Below are 25130 nucleotides of genomic sequence, written 5' to 3'. Positions count from 1 at the left end.
TGTTGTTGGTGAAATAATTAAAGGGAAACGTCCTCTACGGAGTTCGGTGTAAATGTATCCATAGCATCAAACAGTCTTCGCATTTCATCCGGCATACCAAGACTGATTCGTACCCATGCCGGTAATCCATATGAATTAACAGGACGTACGATCAGCCCGTGCTTTTCCATTGCACGTGTCCAGGCCACACCGTCGCCTACGTTAACCAGCAAAAAATTCGTTTCAGACTCCAGGTATCTATACCCTCTGGCACGCAAACCGTCGGTAAGCAGACTCTTGCTCTCCTGATTGATCCTCAGCGTGTTTTCAAGAAATGTCGTATCCTGCAACGCTGCGATCGCAGCGATCTGAGCCGATTCCGAAACCGTAAATGGCGGACGGACTCGCCTCAACATATCGGCTAAGCCTTGCTGAGCAATGCCATAGCCTATGCGCAAACCGGCTAATCCATATGCTTTGGAGAAGGTTCTGGTAATGATCAGATTGGGAAAGAGTCTTACCCAGACAATGGAGTCGGGTCGAAATGAATCCGGCAAAAATTCGAAATAGGCTTCGTCCAGCAACACCACAATATGTTTGGGTATTTTGCTCATGAAGTCCATCAGGTCACCCGGATTCAAGCATGTACCCGTCGGATTGCCGGGATTGGCAATATAAATAAGTGAGGGATCCTGATCTACTACGCTATATAGAGCATCAAGATCCACAACGAACTCAGGTGAAGGAACCACAATATGTTGCGCCCCCACCTTTTGCGCGGCGTTGATATATGCCTGAAATGAAAATTGTGAATAAGCGGTCTTGCGACCCTCTGCAAGTACTGTTGCAACCGTATTGGCAATCACGCTCTCAGATCCGGCTCCGATCACAATCCATTCTTCAGGCACGTCATGAAATAATGCCAGAGCGCTAACCAGTTCGGTGCAGTTGTTATCCGGATATCGGGAAAAATCAATGTTTTTTGCAGCCAGTGCCTGCAGTGCAGCCGGGCTGGGGCCTAGCGGATTCTCATTGGAAGCCAGCTTTGCAATTTTTCCAGGATCTATTTTTTTGCGGCGAGCCAGATCTGCAATCGGCACACCGGGGATGTAAGGATTGAGGGGCGCAATATGTGCGGGATAAGTGATAGTATCGGTAGGATTTTTCATAAGCATATGATGCTTGTAATATTTAATTTTGAACAGCGTCTATACTTGTTCGTGATAACTTATGGAAATCACCCTGCAACTAACTCCAATCCACATGATGACATTACAACAATTAAATGATCTTCTTGCCGTGGTTTCCAACGGCGGTTACCGCGCGGCCGCTCGCGCGCTGAATGTCTCACAGGCTGGCCTCACCAAAAGCCTGTCAAGATTGGAAGAAGAGTATGGCGTTTCACTATTGCAACGAACCGCGAAGGGAATTGTGTTAACGCCGGAAGGGGAAATATTCGTGGATCATGCAAGAGCGATTCTCATGGAAACAAATCGTGCAGAGGAATGGCTGCATAGTTTGAAAAATCCAATACCGGTTCAGGTCAAGCTGGGGGTTTCCATCGACCCATCGTTGCGTCTGGCACCTGTAGTGCTTAAAGATTTCAGGGCTGCATTTCCGGACGCGACAATCCACCTGACCCGACGGGCCGCGTCCGAACTGGTCGCTGCAATTCGGGATAATCGCCTGGACATAGCAGTAACACGCATTCCGGACAACCTGGATTCGCGCGACTTGCGCGTTGATGTACTTTATAAATCATCGGCAGTCATCGTCGCCAGAAAAGGCCATCCATTGCAATACGCGACTTCCATACACGAGCTCGCGCACTGTGAATGGGTCGTCGTTGGTGACCCTGCCAGATCAGCCCAACTCGATGAAAGCGTGCAGGAACTCTTTCTGGGGCAACGTCTTGGAAGGCCACGAATTGCGGCAGTCTCGGATTCTTTGTTCGGTGCTATGTCCATGCTTCTTGAATCTGATTGCGTTGCAAGATTACCAGTTGCATTGCTGAATCATCCTTTGGCGGCTCACTCATTAAGTGCTATTAATGTGAAAGAGCAGCTGCAATTTCACTATGAAATGGGCATTATTTACAAAGCAGGACGAAGGCTCAGCAAGGAAGCAGTACAACTGGTTTCCATGCTCAAGTCGTTTTCGCGCCTCCTGCAACTATCCTGATTGAGTCAGCAAAAAGACAAACCGCCCATTGCAACTGTCATATCCTCAAAATTTGCCTGTATTTTCAATAGAAACAATAGTCCACATTAAAGAAGCTGCACGGTTCTCTCTGTTATAAAGCGGACAATTTCAGACTGGCATGACTGCTCATCATCCAGGTGATTCCAGTTGGTGTTCACGATTGCTGAATCCGAATTGACCAGTAAATTAAAAAATAAAGAATGGCCTTTTCAATTCCAAACAAAAATCCAGACACAGGAGACAAGGAACATGTACAAAACAGGCACAACTTTTTGGATGCGCTGGGCAATCGCCATCACAACGCTGAACATAACTCCGGCCCATGCCGAAGAACCGAATTTACCCGAAACTATTAAATTGATTGTCGGATATCCGCCGGGCGGTAGCGTGGATATCGTTGCCCGTTTGCTTGCCCAGCCTCTATCAAAAACTCTGGGTAAAAATGTCATCATTGAAAACCGGCCAGGTGCGGGAGGTCGAATTGCAGCCGGAACAACCAAACATGCTTCGACCGACGGGAGCGTGGTGATGATTGCACCAAACGCACTCACGACTATTCAGACATTAGTGTATGACGGCAAACTCACATATGACATTACCAAAGATTTCACTCCGGTATCGCGGCTCGCATCTTATCCGTTTGCCCTGTCGGTCAACGCAAAATCGGACATAAAAAATGTAGCTGACCTGAATCAATGGCTGCAAAATCATCCTGAACAATCGAATTATGGCTCGTCTTCCGCTGGCGGAATGGCTCATTTTTCAGGATTACTCTACGGTAAAGCAGCAAACGTAAACTGGACTCACGTCGCCTTCAATGGCGGATCACCCTTGATAAATGGTATTTTGGGTGACCATATCGTCGCAGGCATCGACACACTAATAGATCACCATGAGCAATTCAAAGCCGGCAATCTAAGAATTCTGGGACTTTTTAGTCAACAACGCTACGCACTTGCTCCGGAAATTCCAACGTTGGAAGAACAGGGGGTCAAAGGTTTAAATGTAGAAGGCTGGTATGGCGCCTACGTACCCGCCGCAACGGATCCTGCTGTCGTGCACAAACTCGATGAAGCCTTGGGCAAAACGATGACAGACGCCGAATTTGTAAAGAAATTAAATCAATTGGTTATCCAACCTGCCTATCTCTCAAGCCCGGATTTCAAAAAACTCCAGGACCAGGAACTTAAATCATGGGCGCCGACGATCCAGGAGTCCGGCTTCAAACCCTGAAATGCGGTCGCCCTATTAAATCAGCGTAAACCCTAATATCACAGCCACTTCAATTTATTTAACATGTTAATTATTCACATGTTAAATAAATAAATCATGCAAGCACAATACTCATTTCTTAGTAAAGATTTGCGTTTAGGCACCGTATACGGCACGTTGCTCAACGATCGCGCCACCATCGAACGCCTGGCGTCACAATTTGACAGTCCGCCGTACAGGGCGGCTCCAAAGGCGCCTGTACTGTACATCAAGCCGCGTAATACCTTTGCTGGCGACGGAAGCGTTGTGTCCATCCCCAGCGATCCGGCTCTGGTTCGCGTCGATGCAACTCTCGGCCTGGTGATCGGCCGTAACGCCACACGCGTATCGGTCAGTGAGGCTATGACTTTTGTCGCAGGCTTTATTATCGTCAGCGATCTGACACTTCCTCATGAGAATTATTATCGCCCTGCGATCGTACAACGCAACCGTGACGGCTTCTGCCCGATGAGTCGCATGTTTGCCTTGACCGAGGGATTTTCTCCGGACCAGGCTAGCCTGTCAGTCAGTGTTAATGATCAGCCTGTTTACGAGCGAAGCTTCGCTACGCTGATACGCCCAGCAGCGCAACTTATTGTCGATGTGACCGAATTCATGACGCTCACTGCCGGCGACGTCCTGCTGCTGGGTCCGGGAGAAGGATCGCCCAATGCCCGTCCGGGAGACCGAATCACTATCACCGTGCCCAACCTGGGCCAATTGAATCACAGCGTGGCAGAGGAGGTGCTGGCATGAAACACGGACGCATTCTCTTTGAAGGGAAAACCGTCACTGTCACTGAGGGAGATAGCGGATCAGTTCGACTGCAGGATGGACGTCAATTGGCTGCAACAGAAGTGCAGTGGCTGCCTCCGGTAGCCTTCGGCACCATTATCGCACTTGGCCTGAACTATGCGGATCACGTTAAGGAACTATCAAAGGAACTGACCGTCACCACTAAAGACGCACCCTTGGTTTTCCTTAAAGGCCCTAACTCTCTGGTCGGCCATCGCGGACAAACGCCCCGCCCTAGTGACGCGACCTTCATGCACTATGAATGCGAGCTGGCAGTCGTTATCGGGCGCGAGGCAAAGCGGATCAAGGCAGCGGATGCCATGGATTATGTGTTGGGCTATACAGTTAGCAACGACTATGCCATCCGTGATTATCTGGAAAACTTCTACCGCCCGAACCTTCGAGTAAAGAACCGGGACGCCTGCACCGTAATTGGTCCCTGGCTGGTCGACGCCGCCGATGTGCCTGATCCTCACGCATTGGGATTACGTACGCGAGTTAACGGCCAGGTTACGCAAAGCGGCAGCACCAGCGACATGATTCACCGAGTTCCAGAACTGATCGAGTACCTGAGTGGCTTTATGACACTACAGCCCGGCGACGTCATCCTGACCGGTACGCCAGACGGTGTGGTCAACGTGAATATTGGCGATGTTGTTGAAACCGAGATCGACAGCATAGGCACTCTCATTAACACTCTGGTTGAAGCCTGAGTTCACAAACGCATTTGTAAAACTTAAACACAATAACGGGAGAAAAAACGCATGAGCCGTCCCTTCCACATTGCCAGCGCCCTCTTGGTGCTTACCACTACTTTCGCAAGCTTTGGTGCTGCCGCCCAAACGTATCCTAATCAACCCCTACGCTGGGTGGTGGGTTATCCTGCTGGCGGTGGCACCGACTTTCTCGCACGGACTACGGGTGCGCAACTATCTAAGCAGTTATCCCAACCTATTGTAGTCGACAACCGTCCAGGTGCGGGTGCCATCATCGCATCAGAATTCGTCGCACGGGCACGAGCAGATGGATACACCATTTTGTCTGCTGACAATGGCGTTCTGGTATACAACAGCGCGCTCTATAAGAAACTCAACTACGAACCACAAAAAGACTTTGCGCTGCTGGGCATGATGGGCCGCTCTCCGCTGGTCATTACCACGTCCCCCGCCTCGGGGCTGACTGACGCCACCGCACTGATGAACGAGCTGCGCAAGTCGCCGGACAAATATAGTATTGCCACAGCTGGCATAGGTAGTCCACACCATCTGGCGCTGGAACTGTTTCAGCGCGAAACCGGTATCTCGATGCTGCACATACCCTACAAAGGTGGTGCTCAGGCACTGCAAGACCTGATGGGTGGGCAAGTACCACTGATGATGCTGGACCTGCCTAGCGGTATCGGCGCAGTCAAGGCCGGCAAAGTCATACCGTTGCTGGCCATGTCGGGCGAACGTATTCCTCAGTTGCCTAACGTTCCGACCGCCAAAGAACTGGGCTTCGCCAATGTTGAGGCCTATACCTGGCAGGGACTGGCCGTACCTGCCGCCACACCAACAACAGTGCAGGAAAAGCTGAGCGCAGAATTACAGGAAGCGATGCGGGACCCCGAGGTGCGCCAAAAACTTTATGACTCGGGTTGGGAAGCCCGCCCCACCAACGCCCAGGACATGGTCTCGTACGTTAATAGCGAACGAAAAAAATGGCACGCATTGATTAAAAGCCGAAATATCAGCCTGGATTGAAACCGATAGACTTTATTAACGAGCACACTATGAAAATCGATCACCTGATCAACGGCAGGACAATTGCCGGTACTGACTACTTTGAAACCATTAATCCGGCCACGCAGGACGTGCTTGCGCAAGTCGCTTCTGGTGACCAGACACAGGTCAATGCAGCCGTTCAGGCAGCCAAAGACGCTTTCCCGGCGTGGGCAAGACTGCCCGCGACAGAGCGCGCGAAACTCATGCGCAAGCTGGGCGACCTGATTACAAAATACGTACCGGAGATTGCCCAGACCGAAACCAATGACACGGGCCAAACCATCAATCAGACCGGTAAACAACTGGTGCCCCGCTCTGCCGACAACTTCTACTACTTCGCCGAAATGTGCACGCGCGTGGACGGCCACACTTATCCAACACCGACACATCTGAACTACACCTTGTTTCATCCGGTAGGCGTCTGCGCGCTAATCTCCCCATGGAATGTGCCCTTCATGACATCCACCTGGAAGATTGCCCCCTGTCTGGCATTTGGTAATACGGCAGTATTGAAGATGAGCGAATTGTCGCCACTGACGGCATCTCGCCTTGGGGAACTTGCCCTTGAAGCCGGCATTCCCGCAGGAGTACTCAATATTGTGCATGGCTACGGCAAAGAAGCGGGTGAACCACTGTGCAGTCACCCCGATGTACGAGCCGTGTCGTTCACTGGTTCCACAGCCACGGGGAACCGAATCGTGCAGGCATCGGGCCTGAAGAAATTCAGCATGGAGCTGGGGGGTAAAAGTCCTTTTGTTATTTTTGACGATGCCGATCTGGATCGTGCACTGGACGCTGCCGTATTCATGATCTTCTCCAATAACGGCGAACGCTGCACTGCTGGCAGCAGGATTCTGGTGCAACAAAACATCTACGCAGATTTTGTAGAGAAATTCGTCGCGCGCGCCAAACGCATCACGGTCGGTGACCCGCTGGACGAAAACATTATTGTCGGCCCGATGATCTCTCCAGGTCATCTGAATAAAGTGCGCAGCTATATTGAACTGGGCCAGAAAGAAGGCGCCACCCTGCTATGTGGTGGTTTGGATACGCCTGAAGTATCCGATCGTGTGAAAAAAGGCAACTTCGTGTTGCCCACTGTTTTCGCTGATGTGGACAATCGCATGAAAATTGCTCAGGACGAAATCTTTGGCCCTGTAGCCAGCCTGATTCCCTTCAAGGATGAAGCCGACGCCATCCGTATCGCCAATGACATCGCCTATGGCCTGTCCAGTTATGTATGGACCGAAAATATCGGTAAGGCGCATCGGGTGGCGGCAGCCATTGAAGCAGGGATGTGCTTCGTCAATAGTCAGAATGTGCGGGACCTGCGCCAGCCGTTTGGGGGGTCCAAAGCCTCCGGCGTGGGACGTGAAGGCGGTACCTGGAGCTACGAGGTATTTCTGGAGCCCAAAAATATTGCCGTATCAATGGGTTCACATCACATTCCTCATTGGGGCAAATAACAAAAAAAATCAATAGCACGCTGCCATGTCCCCTTATATTGGAGCAAGGCAGCGCCAATACCTTAAACGGAGACTTTCATGCAACGTCGTCAATTTCTACAGGCCTGCTCAGCCGCAGCGTTCTTATCCGCAAGCCGTTCCGGCCTGGCCCAGTCCGGATCGTGGCCGGAAAAACCCATACGCATTGTCGTCCCATTTACACCTGGCGGCACCACGGATATGGTGGCACGCCTGATCAGTACGGAATTAGCCCGACAGTTCGACCAGAGTGTTATCGTCGAAAATAAACCCGGCGCCGGCACCGTGATCGGTGTTGACTCAGTCGTCAAGCAGCCTGCCGACGGATACCGTTTCGTCTGCGTCGCCAACAGCTTTACAGCGAATAAAACACTGATCAAAACACTGCCTTACGATACCACCGGAGATTTGCAACCGGTTGCTCTCATGGGGCTTTCCGAGCATGTGCTCGCCGCTCACCCTGATACTGGCCTGAAAAACCTGGACGATCTCGGAAAAGCGGCCCGGGCAAAACCCGGTTCGCTGACTTACGCATCATTTGGCAATGGTACGTCAGCCCATTTGTCGGGCGCGCTACTGTGCCAGATGATGGGTATTGACATGGTTCACGTCCCATACAAAGGTCAGGGGCCGGCACTGGTCGATTTACTGGGCGGCCAGGTGAATGTGATGTTCGGTAACTGGTCGGAGTTTCGCAGTCATATCGAAAATGGCAAGCTGGTCGCGCTTGGCATGGCCACGCGCGAACGCTCACGCTTCGCACCCAATGTACCGACCCTGGCCGAACAAGGCGTTACGCTGGAATCGAACTCCTGGCAGGGACTGCTGGCCCGCACTGGCACGCCCGATGAGATCGTGCAGCGCCTTAACGCTGAAGTCAACAAGGCACTGTCTGCGCCGAACGTGGTCGAAGTGTTTGCCAAAAGCGGCGTCGTATCGCAAGCAGGATCGGTCGCGCAGTTTACCGAATTTGTAAACAGCGAAATAGCAAAATACAGCGACATCATCCGTCGCGCAAACATTAGCATGGGTTAAGTGTGCGCTACATCGATAGCACATGCATGTTTTTATAAGGAATCGCCATGGGAAAAATTGCACTTGCCGCCAAAATTACGCACGTTCCCTCCCTGTATCTGAGTGAACAGGATGGACCACGAAAAGGCACACGGCAGGACGCTATTGACGGTCTGCGGGAAATCGGCAGGCGTTGCCGTGACTTGGGTGTGGATACCATCGTGGTATTCGACACGCACTGGCTGGTCAACGCTGACTACCACATCAATTGCGCCCCGCATTTCAAAGGCTTATATACCAGCAACGAGTTGCCACATTTTATCAGCAATATGGATTATGAATTTCCAGGTAATCCACAGCTGGGCAGGCTCCTGGCTCAGGCTGCCAACCAACTGGGAGTAACTACTCAGGCGCATGATGCAACCTCACTGGGGCCAGAATACGGCACGCTCGTGCCGATGCGGTATATGAATGACGACGGACATTTTAAAGTCATCTCGGTCTCTGCCTTATGCATGGCACATTATCTGAACGATAGTGCCCGTCTGGGCTGGGCAATCCGCCGCGCCATTGACGACGAGTATGACGGCACCGTCGCGATTCTGGCCAGCGGATCGCTATCTCACCGCTTCGCCCAAAATGGTCAGGCGCCCGATTTTGCTTTCAAAATATGGAGCCCGTTTCTGGAACAACTGGACCGCCAGGTCATACGCATGTGGCAAGCGGCCGAATGGGAGGCGTTTTGCGGCATGTTGCCCGAATATGCATCCAAAGGACACGGTGAAGGGTTTATGCACGACACTGCAATGCTGCTAGGCGCACTGGGCTGGTCTGCCTACGATGGTCAGGCTGAAGTCCTTACCCCCTATTTCGCCGCCTCCGGCACCGGGCAGCTGAACGCAGTCTTTCCTGTGACGCCGCAGGATGGTCGCGCCATCCCCACCGCACAAGCCAGCGCCGATCACTCGGGCCTCGCACTGACCAGCCGACTCTGACCAGGAACTTTTCACCATGCCCCACGTTGTTATTCTCTACACCGGTAACCTGGAAACGCTCACCGACATGAGCGTCTTGTGCCGCAATCTGGCTGACACGATGTTGACCATCCGCTCCGAGGACGGCAAGCCGGTCTTCCCCACTGGAGGCACGCGCGTTTTTGCCTATCCTGCGCAGCACTATGCCGTTTCCGATGGCGGATCTGCGGGACTCGCCGCTGGCGGCGATGGTGATTACGGCTTCATTTACATCAATCTGCGCATGGGCTCGGGACGCTCCGACGCCGTCAAGAAGGCGGCAGGAGACGCCTTGTTAAGCTGCGCCCAATCACATCTGGAATCGCTATTCTCTACACCTGGCAAACACCTGGGGCTGACGGTGCAGATCGATGAAGCCCCTGGCCAGGTCTACGACGGCAAACACAGCACCCTGCACCCCCTCTTTACCAGGAATTAATAACTCATGTTTTCCGCCGAACTTTTAAGCCAACTCGCACAGGAACTCGACGAAAGCGAGAAGTCACGCCAGCAGATCGAACACTTTTCCAAGCGCTATCCTGGCATGACCATCGAAGATGGTTATCGCGTCTCGCGCGAATGGGTACGCATGCAGATCGCCGCCGGCCGCAAAGTCATCGGCCACAAAATCGGCCTGACCTCGCGCGCTATGCAAATATCCAGTCAAATCGACGAACCCGATTACGGCACACTGCTTGACTCCATGCTGTTCACCTGTACACCCGGGGAAGTGCTGACGCTGCCCACGCTACAGTTCATCGCGCCGCGTGTCGAAGTGGAACTGGCGTTCGTGCTTAAGTCGCCCCTGGCCGGGCCAGGCCTGCCGGGTGGCAAAGAGGTCACCGTCGACGATGTATTGAATGCAACCGAGTATGTAACGCCCGCCATCGAGATCATCGATTCGCGCATCGAGCAGTTCGATCGCCACAGCAAAGTCATGCGCAAGGTCTTCGACACCATCAGCGACAACGCCGCCAATGCGGGCATCGTCGTTGGCGGTCACCGCGCTGACCCGCTGACACTGGACCTGCCCTGGTGCGGCGCTATCCTGCGGCAGAACGGCATCGTGGAGGAAACCGGCCTTGCTGCCGGCGTGCAAGGCCATCCGGCGATCGGCGTGGCGTGGCTGGCCAACAAACTTGCCCCCTGGGGCGTATCGCTGGCCGCCGGGGAAATCATCCTCGCAGGCTCATTCACGCGCCCGGTCGCCGCAAAATCAGGCGACCTGTTCGAGGCCGACTACGGCCCGCTGGGCACACTGCAGTTTCGCTTTAACTAAATAAAAGATACTAACTGGACAACAGATAGATACTACCTGGACAGATACAACCGGAATTTTTCATGTCTTTACCACTACGTGATTCAACCCTGCTAAAAACCCAATGCCTGGTCGATGGCAACTGGCTCTCGGCTGCCGACGGCAAAACCATTGCAGTCAACAATCCCGCCACCGCTGCGCTGATCGCCCACGTCCCGATGCTCGGTCAGAGCGAGACCGAAACGGCTATCTCCGCTGCCGCACGAGCCTTCACCAGTTGGAAAGCTCGCACTGCAGAGCAACGCGCTGCTATTCTGAGCAAGTGGTTTGAACTGGTAATGCACCACCAGGAAGATCTGGCGCTGATCATGACCGCCGAACAAGGCAAACCGCTGACCGAAGCGCGTGGCGAAATTGCCTATGCCGCCTCCTATATACAATGGTTTGCCGAAGAAGCGCGCCGCGTCCATGGCTCAACGGTTCCTTCACCCTGGACTGACAAGCGGATTGTCGTTACCAAAGAACCTGTCGGCGTCTGCGCTGCAATCACGCCCTGGAACTTCCCGGCTGCCATGATTACACGCAAAGTCGCACCGGCCCTAGCTGCGGGTTGCACCGTCATCGTAAAGCCCGCACAACAGACACCACTTTCTGCCCTGGCCCTGGCCGAACTGGCGCAGCGCGCCGGCGTACCGGCAGGCGTATTCAGCGTACTTACCGGATCATCACGTGCCATCGGCGGCGTCCTTACCGCCAGTCCCGTCGTGCGTAAACTGACATTCACGGGTTCTACCGAAGTCGGTCGTGTGCTGGCCGAACAGTGCGCTCCGACATTGAAAAAAATGTCGCTGGAACTGGGCGGTAACGCACCTTTTATCGTCTTCGACGACGCCGATCTGGACGCTGCCATTGAGGGCGTCATGGCGTCCAAGTATCGCAATACCGGCCAGACCTGCGTCTGCGCCAACCGCCTGCTGGTACAGGATGGCGTATATGATACCTTTATTGCGAAACTCACCACAGCAGTGGCCGCCCTCAAAGTTGGCAATGGTGCAGAAGACGGTGTGACGCAAGGACCACTCATCGACGAAGCCGCCGTCGATAAAGTCGAAGAACTGGTGCAGGATGCGCTGGGCAAAGGCGCACAACTGATTACCGGCGGCAGGCGCAGCAGCCTGGGCTATAGCTTTTACGAACCCACAATTCTCGGCAATGCCTTGCCCGGCATGCGGATTGCCAAAGAAGAAGTTTTCGGCCCGGTCGCACCGCTATTCCGCTTCAAAACCGAAGAAGAAGCGATTCATATGGCCAACGATACGGAGTTCGGACTGGCTGCTTATTTCTACGCGCGCGATCTGGGACGCGTGTGGCGTGTCGGCGAAGCGCTCGAATATGGCATGGTCGGTATTAACAGCGGCATTATCAGCACCGCGGTCGCCCCTTTTGGCGGCGTCAAACAATCGGGCATCGGCCGCGAAGGCGGCGCAGCCGGCATCGAAGAATATGTGGATACCAAGTATCTGTGTATGGGCATTTAAAAAGGAAAGAATATGACAATGGCAACGCCAACTAACCGATTCAAGACCGCCCTGGCGCAGAAACAGGCGCAAATCGGCTTATGGGTCAGCCTGGGCAGCCCGTATTCTGCCGAGATATGCGCCGGTGCAGGATTCGACTGGCTGCTGATCGATGGCGAACACGGTCCCAACGATACTCTCACCTTGCTCGCGCAGTTACAGGCAGTGGCCCCCTATTCGGCCTCTCACCCCGTCGCTCGTGTCCCCATGGGTCATGGCGAAATCGGCGAAATGCTGATCAAGCAATATCTGGATATAGGCGTACAAACGCTGCTGCTGCCGATGGTAGACACAGCCGAGCAGGCCGCCCGTATCGTGCGGGCAACACGCTATCCCCAAAACGACGGCAAGGGTGGTATTCGCGGCATGGGCGGCGCGCGCGCCTCGGCATGGGGACGCCGCGCCAACTATTATCAGGAAGCCAATGCCCAGATTTGCGTACTGGTCCAGGTGGAATCGCTGGAAGGACTAAAAAATCTGGATGCCATCGCCACCACGGAAGGCGTAGACGGCGTGTTTATTGGCCCCGCTGACCTGTCGGCAGCCATGAGCCATGTCGGCGATCCTGGTCATCCCGAAGTTCAGGCTGCGATCAGCGACGCGATAGGCCGGATTCACAAAGCAGGCAAGGCTTCGGGCATTCTCACGCCCAATGAAAATCTTGCACGACAGTACCTGGAACAGGGCTGCAGTTTTGTCGCCGTGGGCCTGGACACCAGCCTGCTGGTACAGGCCACCAGTCAGCTCGCCAGCCGTTTCAAGAATACGACAGCGGTCGCTCAGGGTAGTACCTATTAGCTACCGAAAGGAAACGTGCAGCCAACGCACTGAATTGGCTTCACCACCAGTCTGGCGCGTCGCACTAAACCGGACTGGCGTACAATCGGGTGTTCCCCTATTTCTATGACAATATTGATCACTCAAGCCATGTCCGAATCTATGCGTTCTTTTTCGCGCTCCCTCCCGATGGCTCTCCTGAAGGCCCGCGAATCAGTCATGATGCGCTTTCGGCCTATGCTGCGGATGCATAATCTGACAGAACAACAGTGGCGTGTCTTGCGTGCCATGTCGGCCGCCGAATCCAGTTTGCGCCCGATGGACCTGGCACAGATGACTTTTATCAGCATGCCCAGCTTATCGCGCCTGCTTAAGACACTTGAAGCCAAAGAACTGATCACTCGCGGCCGTCTCGCAGATGATCTGCGCGGATCCGAATTCGGTCTGACCGATGCAGGCTGCGATATCGTAGAAGAAATCGCACCACATTCAGAAGAGACGTATGCACAGATTGAGAAAATGCTGGGGCATGCGGAACTGGAGCAGCTTTACCGCTTACTTGAGCAAGTTGAGCAAAGGCTTGGCGTACCATCGGAAACGGCGCCTGACGAATAATTCTACAGATCGCACAATTCGATCCTGTTGAGCTTATTGACCATGCAAGCCGTTTACTGTGAACGTAACTTCAGCCTTCTATATATTCGCAATCATCCCGCCATCAACGCGCAACACCGAACCGGTCAGATAAGACGCGCGCGTGCTGGCAAGAAAGGTCACCACATCCGCATATTCCTGAGGATTGCCGTAGCGGCCAAGCGCGATGGTATTGGCGCTCTCGTCCGACACATCTTCAATTGGCCGGCCTTCCCTTTTAGCTTTCTGTTCGTCCAGAAATTTTGTTCTGCCCGTGGCGATCCTGCCGGGAACAACGACATTGCACGTAACGCCCTCTTTTCCTACTTCACGCGATAAGGTCTTGGACCATCCAAGCAGACTGACCCGTAACGCATTCGATAAGCCGAGATTCGGGATGGGCGCAATCACCCCCGAAGACGAACTCGTTATAATTCTGCCAAATTGACGCGCTCGCATTTGCGGCAACACTCTGTCCGCAATGGCAATAACTGAGAGAACCATGCTTTGGAAATGTTTGTTCCATACGTCCTGCGTTTGGTACGCGACAGGAGTCGGCGGTGGTCCACCGGTATTATTCACCAGAATATCCACGGGCCCCAGCTCTTTCTCAATTTGGCTAATATGAGCGTCGATGACAGATAAGTCGTTCAAATCCCATTGCAAAGCCCGGGCACGCTTGTTGTTATCACGGATGGATGCCGCCACTGATTCTGCCGCATCAAAATTAATATCAGCCAAGACAACATCCGCTCCCTCGCTTGCCAGCGTTTGTGCAATCGCGCTGCCCAATCCACCGCCCGCACCAAACACCAATGCCACTTTTCCCGACAATCCCAAATCCATTCTGATATCTCCTTAATTGGTAGGTTAAATAAGTTTTCCGGGGTTCATGATCTGATGTGGATCCAGGGACTGCTTAATGCACATCATTAAATCCAGTTCCACTGCCGATTTATAATGCCGCAACTCATCCCTGCGTAGCTGTCCGACACCGTGTTCTGCACTGATGCTGCCGTTGGCTTGATGGACCAGATCATGCACCACGCGATTCAGGCTTGCAGTATTCCGCGTCATGGTCGCGTAATCGGTTTCGGCCGGCATCAATACATTGAAATGCAGATTCCCATCGCCGATATGACCGAAGTTAATAATCCTGGCATTACTTTGCTCTTTACCAATAGCCGCCGTCGCTGCACTCACAAAATCCGATATTGCAGAAATGGGCAGTGCAATATCGTGCTTGATCGTTTTTCCAGCACGCACTTGCGCCTGCGATATGCCCTCACGTATTTTCCAGAAGTTCTGCCTCTGTCTGAGACTGGCGCTGATCACCGCATCGCTTATATCGCCATTGTCCAACGCCTCCTCAAGAGTCGACTCAAGCATATTAGCCAGCCCTTCCTGATTCATATCGGCAAGTTCGATTAATGCATGTACCGGATGATCCGACGTTAATGGGTACGACACATCAGTGACATGTTGCAATACGAGCGCCACTGACTCATGCGTCATCATTTCAAACGCGCACAATCGTTCCCCGCATCGACTACGACAAGCGTCGATGAGACGAACTAGAGACTGAATATCTTTTGCGCCCACCCATGCTGTTGATCGAGCAGTCGGCAAAGGGTGCAGCTTAAGCACCGCAGCCGTAATAACGCCCAATGTGCCCTCAGAGCCAATGAACAAATCCCGCAAATCGTAGCCGGTATTGTCTTTCCTAAGTGCTCTTAAACCGTTCCAGATTCGACCGTCCGGCAACACAACTTCAATTCCCAACGTTAACTCTCTGGTATTGCCATAGCGTAAGACCGCCACCCCTCCGGCATTGGTCGCAAGATTTCCGCCAATCGTGCAACTTCCTTCAGAGCCAAGACTGAGCGGAAAAAAACGATTATTCCTCTCTGCCTCTTCCTGAATATGCGCGAGTAAAACGCCAGACTCGACCGTTATCGTATTGTTAAAACTATCTACCTCTCTGATCGTATTCATACGCGTCATACTTAGCACCACCTGAGCACCACTATCGTCTGGTGTTGCTCCACCACTCATGCCCGTGTTGCCGCCCTGCACGACAACCGGCGTACGATTCGCATGGCAAATTCGCATCACTTCAGCGGTTTGCTGAGTATTCGCAGGCCTGACAACGAGACTGCTATGGCCACTCCATTTGTTTAACCAGTCAATCTCATAGGCCCTTTTATCGCTTTCCCCGGTGATTACGCCTTCGGTTCCCACAACTTGGAGTAGCTGCGCTATCAAATTACTTTTACTCTGTATGCCAAAATCCAACATAGACATTTACCATCCCATTCTTAATCGAGCAAGCGCCATTGATACCGCTGCCTGCGTTGGCTCCACCACGGGCAGTCCTATTGCCTGTTCAACTGAATCACGATAGGCCGCCATTCCGGCGCAGCCCATCACGAGTACATCTGCGCCACATTCCTCTTTCAAACGTCGGCCGGACTCGATCATGGCCTTGATCGTCTCACTGGCTTCAGACAAGGCAGCAACAGAACGGTCTATTGAAACCTCACCGACTACACGCTGTGAAATTCCCATTGCCCCCCAGGCCCGGTAATGCCTTGGAATCGACTCGGGTACCATGGCAATGACGCCCACTCGCTGACCTATCGACAAGGAAGTCAACATCGCGCATTCGCTAATACCCAGGCTCAAGGTCCCCTTGATCTCGCGCAGCGCGTGTAACCCGGGATCGCTAAAGCACGCGGTAATAAACCCTGCAGCTTCATCCAAATGTTCCTCTGCGAAACGTCTGACATGTACTGCAGCCATGTCAACATCACTCTGAGACTGTATTGCTGCGGGCCCTGCGCTCAGGGTAATACATTGAATCCTGGGCAGATCTGCGTGGCGTAATGGTGTTAACGCGGCATCCATGACTTGCGTCACATTTCGATTGCAATTCGGATTTATGACAAAAAGCGTTTTCGGCATTTCAGCCCCTCATTCAATTGACCCACGATTAATTACGCCAGTTCGAAGTCCAGACGAGAAATTAACGCACTTAGCTCGTCCAGATCCTTTGCGTCCAATACCGGACCAGGGCGACGAACAAATGCCGATTTGATAGCGCCTCGTCGACGCAATGTCTCTTTTCGCAGTGCCAGACCAATTCCATATTGAAATTCGTGACGCAACAAAGGCAAATAGATATTGAATAAGTCTTCGGCCTCCTTGGGCTTACCCGCATCGAAAAGATCACAAACCTGAACCAGCATTTCTGGGTAGGCAAAGCCAGTCATTGCACCATCTGCGCCGCGCAGCATTTCCTGTGGAAGAAACAAGCCACCGTTGCCGACCAGAATGCTGATCCGACGCCGATTGCTCGCTTTGCTTTGTTCCCTGATTTGACTCAGTTTTCGCATACCCGGAAAATCCTCGTGCTTGAGCATAACCACCTGCGAAAAATCGTCGGTCAACTGATTGATCACATTGACTGACATATGCACCCCAGTTGCCTGGGGAAAGTCCTGCAGGCAAATCGGAATCTCTTTGCCAAGCAAATTGGCCACAGTTGTAAAATACCCGTACACCTGCTCGTCCAATTTCAGATTTGATATTGGCGCCACCATCACCCCTGCCGCACCCAATGACATTGCCTCTTTGGACAGTCTTTCCAAGCGCAGATTGGAAGCACTACTTACACCGACAGTGACCGGCACCCGCCCATTCACGCGTTTTAAAAAGCGCTCCATCACCAATGTGGTTTCTGATTCACTTAGCTTTGGTGCCTCGCCCATCATGCCAAGAACGGTCATGCCTGAAACACCTTTTTCCAGATAGAATTCGGTCAGACTATCAATACTTTCCAGATCCACTTCACCGCTATCTGTAAATGGTGTCGCTGCGATCACAAATACGCCGCGGGATTGTTCATTCATAATCGGTTGATTGGTTTTCATGCTAATGATTTCCTGCAAATAATAGAATTAATAATATTGAAGTGCCGTAGGCATATGAATATTCTTTCTCGATTCAAACGGGCCGAACATCTATATTCATTGACCACGCTTATGCTCCAGCCGACCGAGCCATCTTGTTAGCGGCCACAGTAGGGCCAAATACATCAGCGCTGCCAGCATCACCGGAGACGGGTTATACACAATAGATTGTGCGTCCCTGGCAGCTCTTAACAGCTCTGGCAAAGCAACCACACTTGCAATCGTGGTCAACTTGACGACCTCTATGCTGTTGCCAATGAGATCGGGAAGCACATTGCGAACCGCCTGCGGAATGACAACATATAAAAGTGCTTTGCGTTTGTTCAACCCTGTTGAGCGGGCCGCTTCCATTTGTCCTTTTGAAACACCTTCCAGACCGGCCCTGAACACTTCGGCGTAATAGCTGGCATTATTCAACCCGAATGCAATCACAACAGCAGTCAGCTTGTTCAACTCAATGCCCAGAAACGGCCAGCCAAAATAGACAAGTATCAGCAAAACCAGCGGGGGGAATGCCCGGAAGAAGTCAACGTAGACGATGATCAGCCAATACACCAATCGGCTATTTTTCTGAGTCATACCAATGGCGAGTATTAATCCTGAGATGGCACCAATGGGAATCACGATTGCCGATAGCCATATCGTTGTCCATAAGCCATTGAGAAGGAAAGGAAAAACCTCGCCATATACTTGCAAATTAAAGAAACCCTGAATGAAATTTTCCATTGCCATCTCTCAGTTTTGAATCCAGCGCCGTTCCAGCCACCGTGAAAAGATGACGAGGGGAAGAAAAATAGCGACATACGCGAATGCAGCCATCATGAGGGGTGTTGGATTGCCCGAATAGCTGCTTGCGCCCTGTGCGTTATTCAGTATCTCATTGAGTGAAACAACAGATCCCAGCGCCGTATTCTTGGTGATCGAAATGACGCGATTCGTCAGTGGTGGAATCGCCCTGCGGATCCCTTGTGGCAGGATGACCCATCGCATTGTCTGCCACCATTTCATGCCGGTAGAGCGCGCCGCTTCCATCTGCCCTTTTGGCAGGGAGGTGATCCCAGCCCAGACACTTTCCTCGGCATAAGCCGCCAGCACCAGAGACAACGAAATCCATGTCACTGCAAAAGCTGACAATGGCACACCCACTTCCGATAGTCCGAAATAAAGGATAATCAACAGGACCAATGGCGGCAAGGAACGCATAATGTCGGCAAACGCCACGATCAACAGTGACAAAGGGCGACAGCCGAGCGAACGCACAATGGCCAATAGGGTACCCAGCACGATTCCTGTCACAATGACAGCGAGACCTGCTGAAAGGGTAATCAACGTACCTTTACCAATGACGTCGGCATACTGCCGTGCAACATCGATATTAAAAAACGTGAATAGGAAACCAGTTGCCGCGTCCATTACTGTCTCATCCTGTTTGCATAACGAGCCAGAAATGCCTGTGTACGGCCCTCACGTGGTCGCTCAAAGATGTCAGCAGCTGTCCCGCTTTCAACAACGACACCTTCGTCCATAAAGATCACTTTATCGGCCGCAGCATGGGCGAATGCCATCTCATGCGTGACGACCACCATCGTCATTCCGCGCTTTCGCAAATCACACATTACATTGAGAACATCATCAACCAGTTCCGGATCCAGTGCACTGGTTGGCTCGTCAAATAAAATGATCCTGGGTTTTAGCGCCACTGCTCGCGCAATCGCTACCCGTTGTTGTTGCCCGCCGGACAATTCACCCGGCTTTGACATTGCCTTGTTCTTCAGTCCCACCTGGTCCAGAGCCTGCATGGCGATGTCTTGCGCTTCATCCTTGCTCTTGTTCTGAACTTTCCGCAAGGCCAGTGTTACGTTATTCAACGCACTTAGATGCGGATAGAGATTGAACTGCTGAAACACCATACCAACATCCTGCCTCATGCGATTGATATCAATCTCTGGGTTCATCAGTTCATGTGATGCAGCGATTATATTTCCCGACGTTGGCGATTCAAGCAGGTTACAACAGCGTAACATCGTGCTCTTTCCCGATCCGGATGGACCAATAATGCACGCAAGCTCACCCTCTCGCACTTGAAGATTTACACCGCGCAATACGTCTGTATTACCATATTTTTTGCACAAGCCGCTAACGTCCAGAATCGTCGAATTCGTTTGCATGATATTCAGCCTTGAATGTGTATCAATTGATCCTGTCAGGAACATGTTGGCGTGACCGGCGTTGCGTCATAACCATCCATATCTGGAACGCCTGTGCCTGGGGTTATGTTGACAGCAGCGTTCGTTGCATCTGGTTCGAAGCCAAACCATTTCTGAGCCAGTTTTGCTACTGTTCCGTCTTTTTTCATGCATTTGAGTGCATTGGATACGCTAGTGCGACCCTCTTTATCATCTTTTCGGAACGCGAGCGCCCAGACCAGTCCTGTCTTGATTGTGTAGCTGGTTTTGAGTGCAGGATTCCTTTTTGCCGCCCAGGCAACAACCGTCGTACCTGCAAGGTTGTAGTCAGCACGCCCGGCCTGTATGGCCTGTACCGCATCCGCATTGGTGCCATATACGTCATAACGAAAGCCGTATTTACCTGCATTTTCTTTTGCCCAGCCTTCGTAATTGGAACCTTTGTTAACGGCAATGGTTTTTCCTTTTAGCTGTTCAAGATTCTCTATGGGAGCAGATTTTGCACTGCCTAGGAACGTGTAATCTGTATCCAGATAACCCTCTGTGAACAGCAGGGATTTGGAGCGCTCAGGCGTAACCGTAACGGGGGCAATCAAGAAATCATATCTTTTACTGTTAAGGCCTGGAACCAACCCTGAAAACTCTGCTGCCTCAACAACAATCTTACGTCCCAGGCGTTTCGCAATTTCCTCTCCCAGGTCAACATTAAAACCCTGTACGCCGCCGCCCAGTTTTGGCATGGCGTGTGGTGCAAATGTGGCATCGACCGCCGTTCTCAGCGGTGCGTCGTTTGCACACGACACGCCGGTGACACAAAAAGACAGCGCGCAAACAGCAACACCGCGACGAAATAGTGCATCCAATTTGTACATCTCAATCTCCAATACGATTAGTTACTGCTAAGCACACCCGGCTGGAAAAACAGCCGATTTATTTTTTGAACGTCTCCAGCTGAGTCAGGCGGCGGAACAGATTTCTGCCTGGAGAAGTACCAGTTCGCTGTACCACTGGAGCTGGCCGATCTCGCGCAATAAATTGCCCACTGCCACGCTCTACCTGCAGCGTATTGTCTTTCACGACACAGCGTCCGCGGCTATACACCTGTACGGGCCAGCCTTGTAAAGTACGGCCTTCATAAGGGGTGTACCCCACGTTGTCATGCAGTTTGCTGGCTGCGACTTGAGCCTTGTGCTCCGGATCCCACAGCACCAGATCGGCATCCAGTCCTATTTGAATACTGCCTTTTCTTGAAGCCATGCCATACATATGCGCGTGGTTAGTCGAGGTCAATGCAACGAATTCCTCAATCGTCAACCGCCCTTTCATCACTCCTTCCGAGAACAACAACGGTAGTCGCAATTCAACACCCGGAACACCGTTGGCCATTTCTTTAAAGCTGGTCTGTTCACCTTTAGGCAACTTACCCGATCCGTCAAAGCGATAAGGCGCATGGTCAGAAGAATACACCGCCAATGTCCCATCCTTGAGACCCTGCCAGATCGCCTCCTGAGACCGCACATCACCAGGCGGAGGACTGCAGCAGAATTTCGCACCCTCCATCCCGTCACGATCGATATCTTCAGCCTGCAGAAACAAATACTGAGGACAGCTTTCTGCATACACCGAGGCACCCAGATTCCGGGCCTGACGTATGATCTCAACGGTTTCGCTGCCCGCCACGTGAACGATGAGCACCGGAACATCAACAAGACGCGACAGTGTGATAGCCCGGTGCGTTGCCTCTGATTCGGCCAGGGCATCATGAGCGATTGCATGATATTTCGGCGCTATATGGCCGTTTTCCAGGAGCCTTCGCGCAATCCAGCGGATCATGTCGTGATTCTCTGCATGCAGCATCACCATCGCACCGTGCTCTCCGGCGACAGCCAATACATCCAGCAACTGGCAATCGTCCAGTTTGAGTGCGTCATAGGTCATATACACTTTTAACGAGGTAACCCCGTCGCGGATCACATCAGGAAGGTCCCGGCTCAATGTTTCTTCGTCCGGATTGGTCAGGATCAAATGAAACCCATAGTCAATCACCGCTTTTTCCTGTGCCCGACGTGTGTAATCTTCCAGAACGTCCTTTACCCGATCCTTGCGGTGCTGAGCAGCGAAAGAAAGAATGCTTGTCGTGCCGCCAAACGCCGCCGAGACTGTGCCCGAATAAAAATCATCAGCGCACATGACCCCCATGCCAGACAGCTGTTCGATATGAGTATGACTGTCAATCCCGCCTGGCAAGACCCACAGTCCTGTTGCATCAACGTCCTTCGCTCCTTTGGGCAGATTCTTTGCGATCGCTGTAATCACCCCGTTTTTTATCCCTATGTCGGCGTGGAATGTGTTATCCGCATTACTGATTCTTCCATTGCGAATCGTCAGATCGAAGCTGTCTTCGGTTGGCGAAATGGCGGGGGTCTTGTCTGTCATCACTTCAAACTCGAAAAAGGTTTATGTGTGATTATTATGGTGTCTGTTATTTCAGCTGCCTATTGATATTTCAATTGTTATACTTAACATCATGTTAATCATTCCAATAAAACCATTTATGGACATAACTAGGGAATTCCCTTAATTCCCTCTATTGGTGCGGTGCATGCACTGGTTTCAATAATTGTGCACCGCAATAGTGATTAACTTAATGTTTTAAAATGGGCAGACAGATGGAATTGAACTTGCGACAAATTGAAGTATTCCGGGCGGTGATGATTACCGGCTCGATCAGAGGCGCATCAGAACTGCTACATGTCTCGCAGCCCGCAGTAAGCCGCATGCTTTCTCATCTGGAAAGTCGCATTGGTTTCCCATTGTTTGAACGGATAAAAGGCCGACTGCACGCGACCGTTGAAGCCAAAAAACTTTTTCATCAAGTGGAAACGGTCTACGATGGTGTGCAACGCGTCAATGAAATGGCACGTGAACTACGCGAGAATCAGGAAGGTATCCTGAATTTGATTGCCACACCCAGTCTTGGTCAGATGCTGATTCCGGCGGTCATTACCAAATACAGGGAAAATCATCCCAATGTTAAATTAACCTTTCGCTATCTTACGCATCTTCCACTTACTGAACGATTGCTAAAACGACAGGCAGATCTGGCCATTACGATTCTTCCAATGTCTCACCCGAATCTGGAGCAGGATGAAATCGGTCACGCTGAGATGGTTTGTGTTCTCCCGTACAACCACCCTCTTTCTCGCCGCGCCACCCTGGATATAGCCGACTTACTTCCCCATCCGCTGATTTCCTATGACAGGGAATCGTCATTTGGACAAATGGTACAGGAGATGTTTCAAAAAGAGGGCCATGTCGTGCGCCCCGTTGTGGAAGTGGGCTCACCTCAAAATGCCTGCGCGCTGGTACAGGCCGGAGCCGGGCTAGCCCTGGTTGATCAGTTCTCTGCTCAAAGCTGGTCGGCACATCGCTTTGTGACGCGCCCTTTAAAGAACCCGCCCCGATTGACAGCGTATTTAGTGAGGATCAGCGATGAGCCCATCTCCCAATTATCTCAATCGTTCATAGATACGTTAAAGGCATTTATGAAAGCGGAAGGATATGCAAATTAGCGGTGGATACAGCGTATCGTCGCCGGAGATACCAAACCAAGCACACCGATTCTTCAATAATACCTATGTGGAAAGAGCTGCGAAATCCACTTCCGCAGCTCTTTTCAAATCCATCTTTACTCAGAAATAGTGTGTCCTCAAATAAAATCAGGACGTGCCTGCTCTAACTCTCATGACTTTCTTAACCAATGGAATAAAGATCAATGAAGCTGTCGCCAGCAATAGCATAACTGAAATATAGCTTTCAAAGAAAATCGACGGATTTCCATCTGACATGATCAACGAACGCCTCACGCCCTGCTCCAATATCGGACCTAATACTAAACCCAAAAGTACGGGAACAGACGGGTAATGCAATTTTTTGAACACATAGCCAAGCACACCAAAAAACAATGCTACTCCAATATCAAAAATACTATTATTCAAACCATATACACCATAAAGAACGATCCCCGTCACAATAGGAAAAAGCACCTGTATAGGAATAAACACAATTGATGCCAACACCGGAACCAGTAAAATGGTCAGAACGAACAATATCAGGTTACCCGTATAGAACGTGCCTATAACCGGCCAAATGAAATCCGCATGCTGTTCAAATAACAACGGCCCAGGCTGTAATCCAAGCATCAAGAGACCACCAAGCATGATCGCTGTCGTTCCCGAGCCCGGGATTCCCAAAGTGAACAGAGGTATCATCGCCGAATACGAACATGCATTGTTCGCTGATTCAGGTGCAGCAACACCGCTGAGCGAACCTTTACCGAATTTCTCTGGATTCTTTGACATTTTTTTTGAAACGGAATAGGAAAAAATTGTTGATGCTGTCGCGCCTGCACCAGGCAATACACCAATAATAAATCCTACAACGGATCCCATAAGCCAGTCCTTCCAGGTAACGAGAATATCGTTGATCCGCGGCAAAAGCGAACGAAAAGTATATGAAGGCCGCTCTACTTGCTCAGTCTTTTCACTGATCGAAACAAAAATTTCGCCCAGACCGAATAAACCAATGGCAACAACAGCGAACTCTATGCCTTCAAGCAATTCAACCGTTCCGAAGTCGAACCTTGGCAATCCCGACACAATATCCAGGCCCATTGTTCCCAGCCATAGTCCAAGCCCCAACGCAACGAATCCTTTCCACACATCGTCGCCGCCTAGTGCAGTCGAAAACACCAGCGCCATGATCATCAAAGCCGTCATTTCTGGCGGACCAAATCTGACCGCAAACTCGGCAAAAGGCGCAGCAACCGCAGTGAAAAGCACGATTGCTATCATCCCGCCAATGAACGATGCAAAGATACTAATACCTAATGCACGGCCTGCTTCGCCACGCTGTGCAAGCGGATAGCCATCAAGCATTGTCATAAGCGAGGCTGACTCACCGGGGATTCCTAGTAAAATGGAAGTGACCGCTCCTCCGTACATGGCTCCATAATAAACCCCGGCCAATCCAGCTATCGCGGTCGCTGGTTCAAATTGTACAATTACGGGTAAAAGAATAGCTACGGCTGCCGCTGGACCCAATGCTGGCAGAACGCCAACAGCAAGACCAAGTACAACACCCAGGAACGTAGCCAGCAGCATATCTGCACCAAAGGCAGCCCAAAGCCCATTAATTAAAAGGTCAAAAGATTCCATTTTTTTCTCAT

General features: G+C 51.7%; 25 protein-coding genes. 14 read left to right on the top strand and 11 right to left on the bottom strand.

The features are described 5' to 3' along the window. Positions 1 to 17: 17 nt before the first annotated feature. Positions 18 to 1148 (bottom strand): histidinol-phosphate transaminase, encoded by a 1131-nt coding sequence (gene hisC / locus MIM_RS09300; protein WP_025372480.1) that lies wholly within the window; start codon positions 1146 to 1148, stop codon positions 18 to 20. A gap of 61 nt (positions 1149 to 1209) precedes the next feature. On the opposite strand from hisC, the gene MIM_RS09295 reads away from it, so the two are divergent. From MIM_RS09295 to hpaR, 13 genes are all read left to right on the top strand, one after another. Then, positions 1210 to 2160 carry a LysR family transcriptional regulator gene (locus MIM_RS09295; RefSeq protein WP_245592846.1) on the top strand — a complete coding sequence of 317 codons (951 nt, stop codon included), beginning with the start codon at positions 1210 to 1212 and terminating at the stop codon, positions 2158 to 2160. A 270-nt stretch (positions 2161 to 2430) separates the two neighbouring features. After that, the gene (locus MIM_RS09290; protein WP_025372478.1) at positions 2431 to 3414 is read left to right on the top strand and encodes a Bug family tripartite tricarboxylate transporter substrate binding protein; all 984 of its coding nucleotides are present in this window, start codon (positions 2431 to 2433) and stop codon (positions 3412 to 3414) included. A gap of 96 nt (positions 3415 to 3510) precedes the next feature. Further along, positions 3511 to 4188 (top strand): fumarylacetoacetate hydrolase family protein, encoded by a 678-nt coding sequence (locus MIM_RS09285; protein ID WP_025372477.1) that lies wholly within the window; start codon positions 3511 to 3513, stop codon positions 4186 to 4188. Further along, positions 4185 to 4940 (top strand): fumarylacetoacetate hydrolase family protein, encoded by a 756-nt coding sequence (locus MIM_RS09280; RefSeq protein WP_025372476.1) that lies wholly within the window; start codon positions 4185 to 4187, stop codon positions 4938 to 4940. The genes MIM_RS09285 and MIM_RS09280 overlap by 4 nt, the downstream gene beginning before the upstream one ends. Before the next feature lie 51 nt (positions 4941 to 4991). Next, on the top strand, positions 4992 to 5969 hold the full coding sequence (locus tag MIM_RS09275) for a Bug family tripartite tricarboxylate transporter substrate binding protein (RefSeq protein WP_025372475.1): 978 nt from the start codon (positions 4992 to 4994) through the stop codon (positions 5967 to 5969). Positions 5970 to 5998: 29 nt separating this feature from the next. Further along, a complete protein-coding gene (gene hpaE, locus MIM_RS09270) occupies positions 5999 to 7456 on the top strand; it encodes a 5-carboxymethyl-2-hydroxymuconate semialdehyde dehydrogenase (RefSeq protein ID WP_025372474.1) in 1458 nt (485 codons plus the stop codon). 78 nt (positions 7457 to 7534) lie between these two features. After that, positions 7535 to 8509, top strand: a complete 975-nt coding sequence (locus MIM_RS09265) for a tripartite tricarboxylate transporter substrate binding protein (protein WP_025372473.1) — start codon at positions 7535 to 7537, stop codon at positions 8507 to 8509. A 47-nt stretch (positions 8510 to 8556) separates the two neighbouring features. After that, positions 8557 to 9483, top strand: a complete 927-nt coding sequence (gene hpaD, locus MIM_RS09260) for a 3,4-dihydroxyphenylacetate 2,3-dioxygenase (protein WP_025372472.1) — start codon at positions 8557 to 8559, stop codon at positions 9481 to 9483. Between the two features lie 16 nt (positions 9484 to 9499). Beyond that, positions 9500 to 9940, top strand: a complete 441-nt coding sequence (locus MIM_RS09255) for a 5-carboxymethyl-2-hydroxymuconate Delta-isomerase (RefSeq protein ID WP_025372471.1) — start codon at positions 9500 to 9502, stop codon at positions 9938 to 9940. A gap of 6 nt (positions 9941 to 9946) precedes the next feature. Then, the gene (hpaH, locus tag MIM_RS09250; protein WP_042070152.1) at positions 9947 to 10780 is read left to right on the top strand and encodes a 2-oxo-hept-4-ene-1,7-dioate hydratase; all 834 of its coding nucleotides are present in this window, start codon (positions 9947 to 9949) and stop codon (positions 10778 to 10780) included. 62 nt (positions 10781 to 10842) lie between these two features. After that, entirely contained in the window at positions 10843 to 12297 is a 1455-nt protein-coding gene (locus MIM_RS09245) for an NAD-dependent succinate-semialdehyde dehydrogenase (RefSeq protein WP_025372468.1), read from the top strand. 18 nt (positions 12298 to 12315) lie between these two features. Further along, positions 12316 to 13134 carry an aldolase/citrate lyase family protein gene (locus tag MIM_RS09240; RefSeq protein WP_025372467.1) on the top strand — a complete coding sequence of 273 codons (819 nt, stop codon included), beginning with the start codon at positions 12316 to 12318 and terminating at the stop codon, positions 13132 to 13134. A 129-nt stretch (positions 13135 to 13263) separates the two neighbouring features. Further along, positions 13264 to 13728 (top strand): homoprotocatechuate degradation operon regulator HpaR, encoded by a 465-nt coding sequence (gene hpaR / locus MIM_RS09235; RefSeq protein ID WP_025372466.1) that lies wholly within the window; start codon positions 13264 to 13266, stop codon positions 13726 to 13728. A 78-nt stretch (positions 13729 to 13806) separates the two neighbouring features. On the opposite strand, the gene MIM_RS09230 is transcribed toward hpaR, so the two are convergent. From MIM_RS09230 to hydA, 9 genes are all read right to left on the bottom strand, one after another. After that, complete coding sequence (locus tag MIM_RS09230) at positions 13807 to 14592, bottom strand: SDR family oxidoreductase (protein ID WP_025372465.1); 786 nt, start codon at positions 14590 to 14592, stop codon at positions 13807 to 13809. 24 nt (positions 14593 to 14616) lie between these two features. Continuing rightward, entirely contained in the window at positions 14617 to 16044 is a 1428-nt protein-coding gene (locus MIM_RS09225; RefSeq protein ID WP_042071189.1) for an FAD-binding oxidoreductase, read from the bottom strand. A 6-nt stretch (positions 16045 to 16050) separates the two neighbouring features. Beyond that, a complete protein-coding gene (locus tag MIM_RS09220) occupies positions 16051 to 16710 on the bottom strand; it encodes an aspartate/glutamate racemase family protein (protein WP_025372463.1) in 660 nt (219 codons plus the stop codon). Between the two features lie 32 nt (positions 16711 to 16742). After that, positions 16743 to 17678 carry a dihydrodipicolinate synthase family protein gene (locus MIM_RS09215; RefSeq protein ID WP_042070148.1) on the bottom strand — a complete coding sequence of 312 codons (936 nt, stop codon included), beginning with the start codon at positions 17676 to 17678 and terminating at the stop codon, positions 16743 to 16745. A 96-nt stretch (positions 17679 to 17774) separates the two neighbouring features. Continuing rightward, positions 17775 to 18443, bottom strand: a complete 669-nt coding sequence (locus tag MIM_RS09210) for an amino acid ABC transporter permease (RefSeq protein WP_025372461.1) — start codon at positions 18441 to 18443, stop codon at positions 17775 to 17777. A gap of 9 nt (positions 18444 to 18452) precedes the next feature. Continuing rightward, positions 18453 to 19130, bottom strand: coding sequence for an amino acid ABC transporter permease (locus MIM_RS09205; RefSeq protein ID WP_025372460.1), 678 nt, complete (start codon positions 19128 to 19130; stop codon positions 18453 to 18455). After that, positions 19130 to 19885 (bottom strand): amino acid ABC transporter ATP-binding protein, encoded by a 756-nt coding sequence (locus MIM_RS09200; protein ID WP_025372459.1) that lies wholly within the window; start codon positions 19883 to 19885, stop codon positions 19130 to 19132. Before MIM_RS09200 ends, MIM_RS09205 begins: the two co-directional genes overlap by 1 nt. 35 nt (positions 19886 to 19920) lie before the next feature. Further along, positions 19921 to 20787: a transporter substrate-binding domain-containing protein gene (locus tag MIM_RS09195; protein ID WP_245592845.1), complete on the bottom strand. Its 867-nt coding sequence runs from the start codon at positions 20785 to 20787 to the stop codon at positions 19921 to 19923. A 46-nt stretch (positions 20788 to 20833) separates the two neighbouring features. Continuing rightward, positions 20834 to 22339: a dihydropyrimidinase gene (gene hydA / locus MIM_RS09190; protein WP_025372457.1), complete on the bottom strand. Its 1506-nt coding sequence runs from the start codon at positions 22337 to 22339 to the stop codon at positions 20834 to 20836. 233 nt (positions 22340 to 22572) lie between these two features. Here hydA and MIM_RS09185 point away from each other — a divergent pair, with 233 nt between their 5' ends. Next, positions 22573 to 23475: a LysR substrate-binding domain-containing protein gene (locus MIM_RS09185; protein ID WP_025372456.1), complete on the top strand. Its 903-nt coding sequence runs from the start codon at positions 22573 to 22575 to the stop codon at positions 23473 to 23475. Positions 23476 to 23622: 147 nt separating this feature from the next. Here MIM_RS09185 and MIM_RS09180 read toward each other — a convergent pair whose 3' ends face one another. Next, positions 23623 to 25119 carry a tripartite tricarboxylate transporter permease gene (locus MIM_RS09180; protein WP_025372455.1) on the bottom strand — a complete coding sequence of 499 codons (1497 nt, stop codon included), beginning with the start codon at positions 25117 to 25119 and terminating at the stop codon, positions 23623 to 23625. Positions 25120 to 25130 lie beyond the last annotated feature (11 nt).

Origin of the sequence: Advenella mimigardefordensis DPN7 (assembly GCF_000521505.1) — a bacterium.
GTDB lineage: Bacteria > Pseudomonadota > Gammaproteobacteria > Burkholderiales > Burkholderiaceae_B > Advenella > Advenella mimigardefordensis.
The sequence above is the reverse complement of the archived record's forward strand: the minus strand, read 5'-3'. Positions and strand labels throughout refer to the sequence as shown.

Bases quoted from the DNA above. Each gene is read 5' to 3' on its own strand.
- hisC (WP_025372480.1), bottom strand. From the start codon at position 1,148: ATGAAAAATCCTACCGATACTATCACTTATCCCGCACATATTGCGCCC.
- MIM_RS09295 (WP_245592846.1), top strand. From the start codon at position 1,210: ATGGAAATCACCCTGCAACTAACTCCAATCCACATGATGACATTACAA.
- MIM_RS09290 (WP_025372478.1), top strand. From the start codon at position 2,431: ATGTACAAAACAGGCACAACTTTTTGGATGCGCTGGGCAATCGCCATC.
- MIM_RS09285 (WP_025372477.1), top strand. From the start codon at position 3,511: ATGCAAGCACAATACTCATTTCTTAGTAAAGATTTGCGTTTAGGCACC.
- MIM_RS09280 (WP_025372476.1), top strand. From the start codon at position 4,185: ATGAAACACGGACGCATTCTCTTTGAAGGGAAAACCGTCACTGTCACT.
- MIM_RS09275 (WP_025372475.1), top strand. From the start codon at position 4,992: ATGAGCCGTCCCTTCCACATTGCCAGCGCCCTCTTGGTGCTTACCACT.
- hpaE (WP_025372474.1), top strand. From the start codon at position 5,999: ATGAAAATCGATCACCTGATCAACGGCAGGACAATTGCCGGTACTGAC.
- MIM_RS09265 (WP_025372473.1), top strand. From the start codon at position 7,535: ATGCAACGTCGTCAATTTCTACAGGCCTGCTCAGCCGCAGCGTTCTTA.
- hpaD (WP_025372472.1), top strand. From the start codon at position 8,557: ATGGGAAAAATTGCACTTGCCGCCAAAATTACGCACGTTCCCTCCCTG.
- MIM_RS09255 (WP_025372471.1), top strand. From the start codon at position 9,500: ATGCCCCACGTTGTTATTCTCTACACCGGTAACCTGGAAACGCTCACC.
- hpaH (WP_042070152.1), top strand. From the start codon at position 9,947: ATGTTTTCCGCCGAACTTTTAAGCCAACTCGCACAGGAACTCGACGAA.
- MIM_RS09245 (WP_025372468.1), top strand. From the start codon at position 10,843: ATGTCTTTACCACTACGTGATTCAACCCTGCTAAAAACCCAATGCCTG.
- MIM_RS09240 (WP_025372467.1), top strand. From the start codon at position 12,316: ATGGCAACGCCAACTAACCGATTCAAGACCGCCCTGGCGCAGAAACAG.
- hpaR (WP_025372466.1), top strand. From the start codon at position 13,264: ATGTCCGAATCTATGCGTTCTTTTTCGCGCTCCCTCCCGATGGCTCTC.
- MIM_RS09230 (WP_025372465.1), bottom strand. From the start codon at position 14,592: ATGGATTTGGGATTGTCGGGAAAAGTGGCATTGGTGTTTGGTGCGGGC.
- MIM_RS09225 (WP_042071189.1), bottom strand. From the start codon at position 16,044: ATGTTGGATTTTGGCATACAGAGTAAAAGTAATTTGATAGCGCAGCTA.
- MIM_RS09220 (WP_025372463.1), bottom strand. From the start codon at position 16,710: ATGCCGAAAACGCTTTTTGTCATAAATCCGAATTGCAATCGAAATGTG.
- MIM_RS09215 (WP_042070148.1), bottom strand. From the start codon at position 17,678: ATGAAAACCAATCAACCGATTATGAATGAACAATCCCGCGGCGTATTT.
- MIM_RS09210 (WP_025372461.1), bottom strand. From the start codon at position 18,443: ATGGAAAATTTCATTCAGGGTTTCTTTAATTTGCAAGTATATGGCGAG.
- MIM_RS09205 (WP_025372460.1), bottom strand. From the start codon at position 19,130: ATGGACGCGGCAACTGGTTTCCTATTCACGTTTTTTAATATCGATGTT.
- MIM_RS09200 (WP_025372459.1), bottom strand. From the start codon at position 19,885: ATGCAAACGAATTCGACGATTCTGGACGTTAGCGGCTTGTGCAAAAAA.
- hydA (WP_025372457.1), bottom strand. From the start codon at position 22,339: ATGACAGACAAGACCCCCGCCATTTCGCCAACCGAAGACAGCTTCGAT.
- MIM_RS09185 (WP_025372456.1), top strand. From the start codon at position 22,573: ATGGAATTGAACTTGCGACAAATTGAAGTATTCCGGGCGGTGATGATT.
- MIM_RS09180 (WP_025372455.1), bottom strand. From the start codon at position 25,119: ATGGAATCTTTTGACCTTTTAATTAATGGGCTTTGGGCTGCCTTTGGT.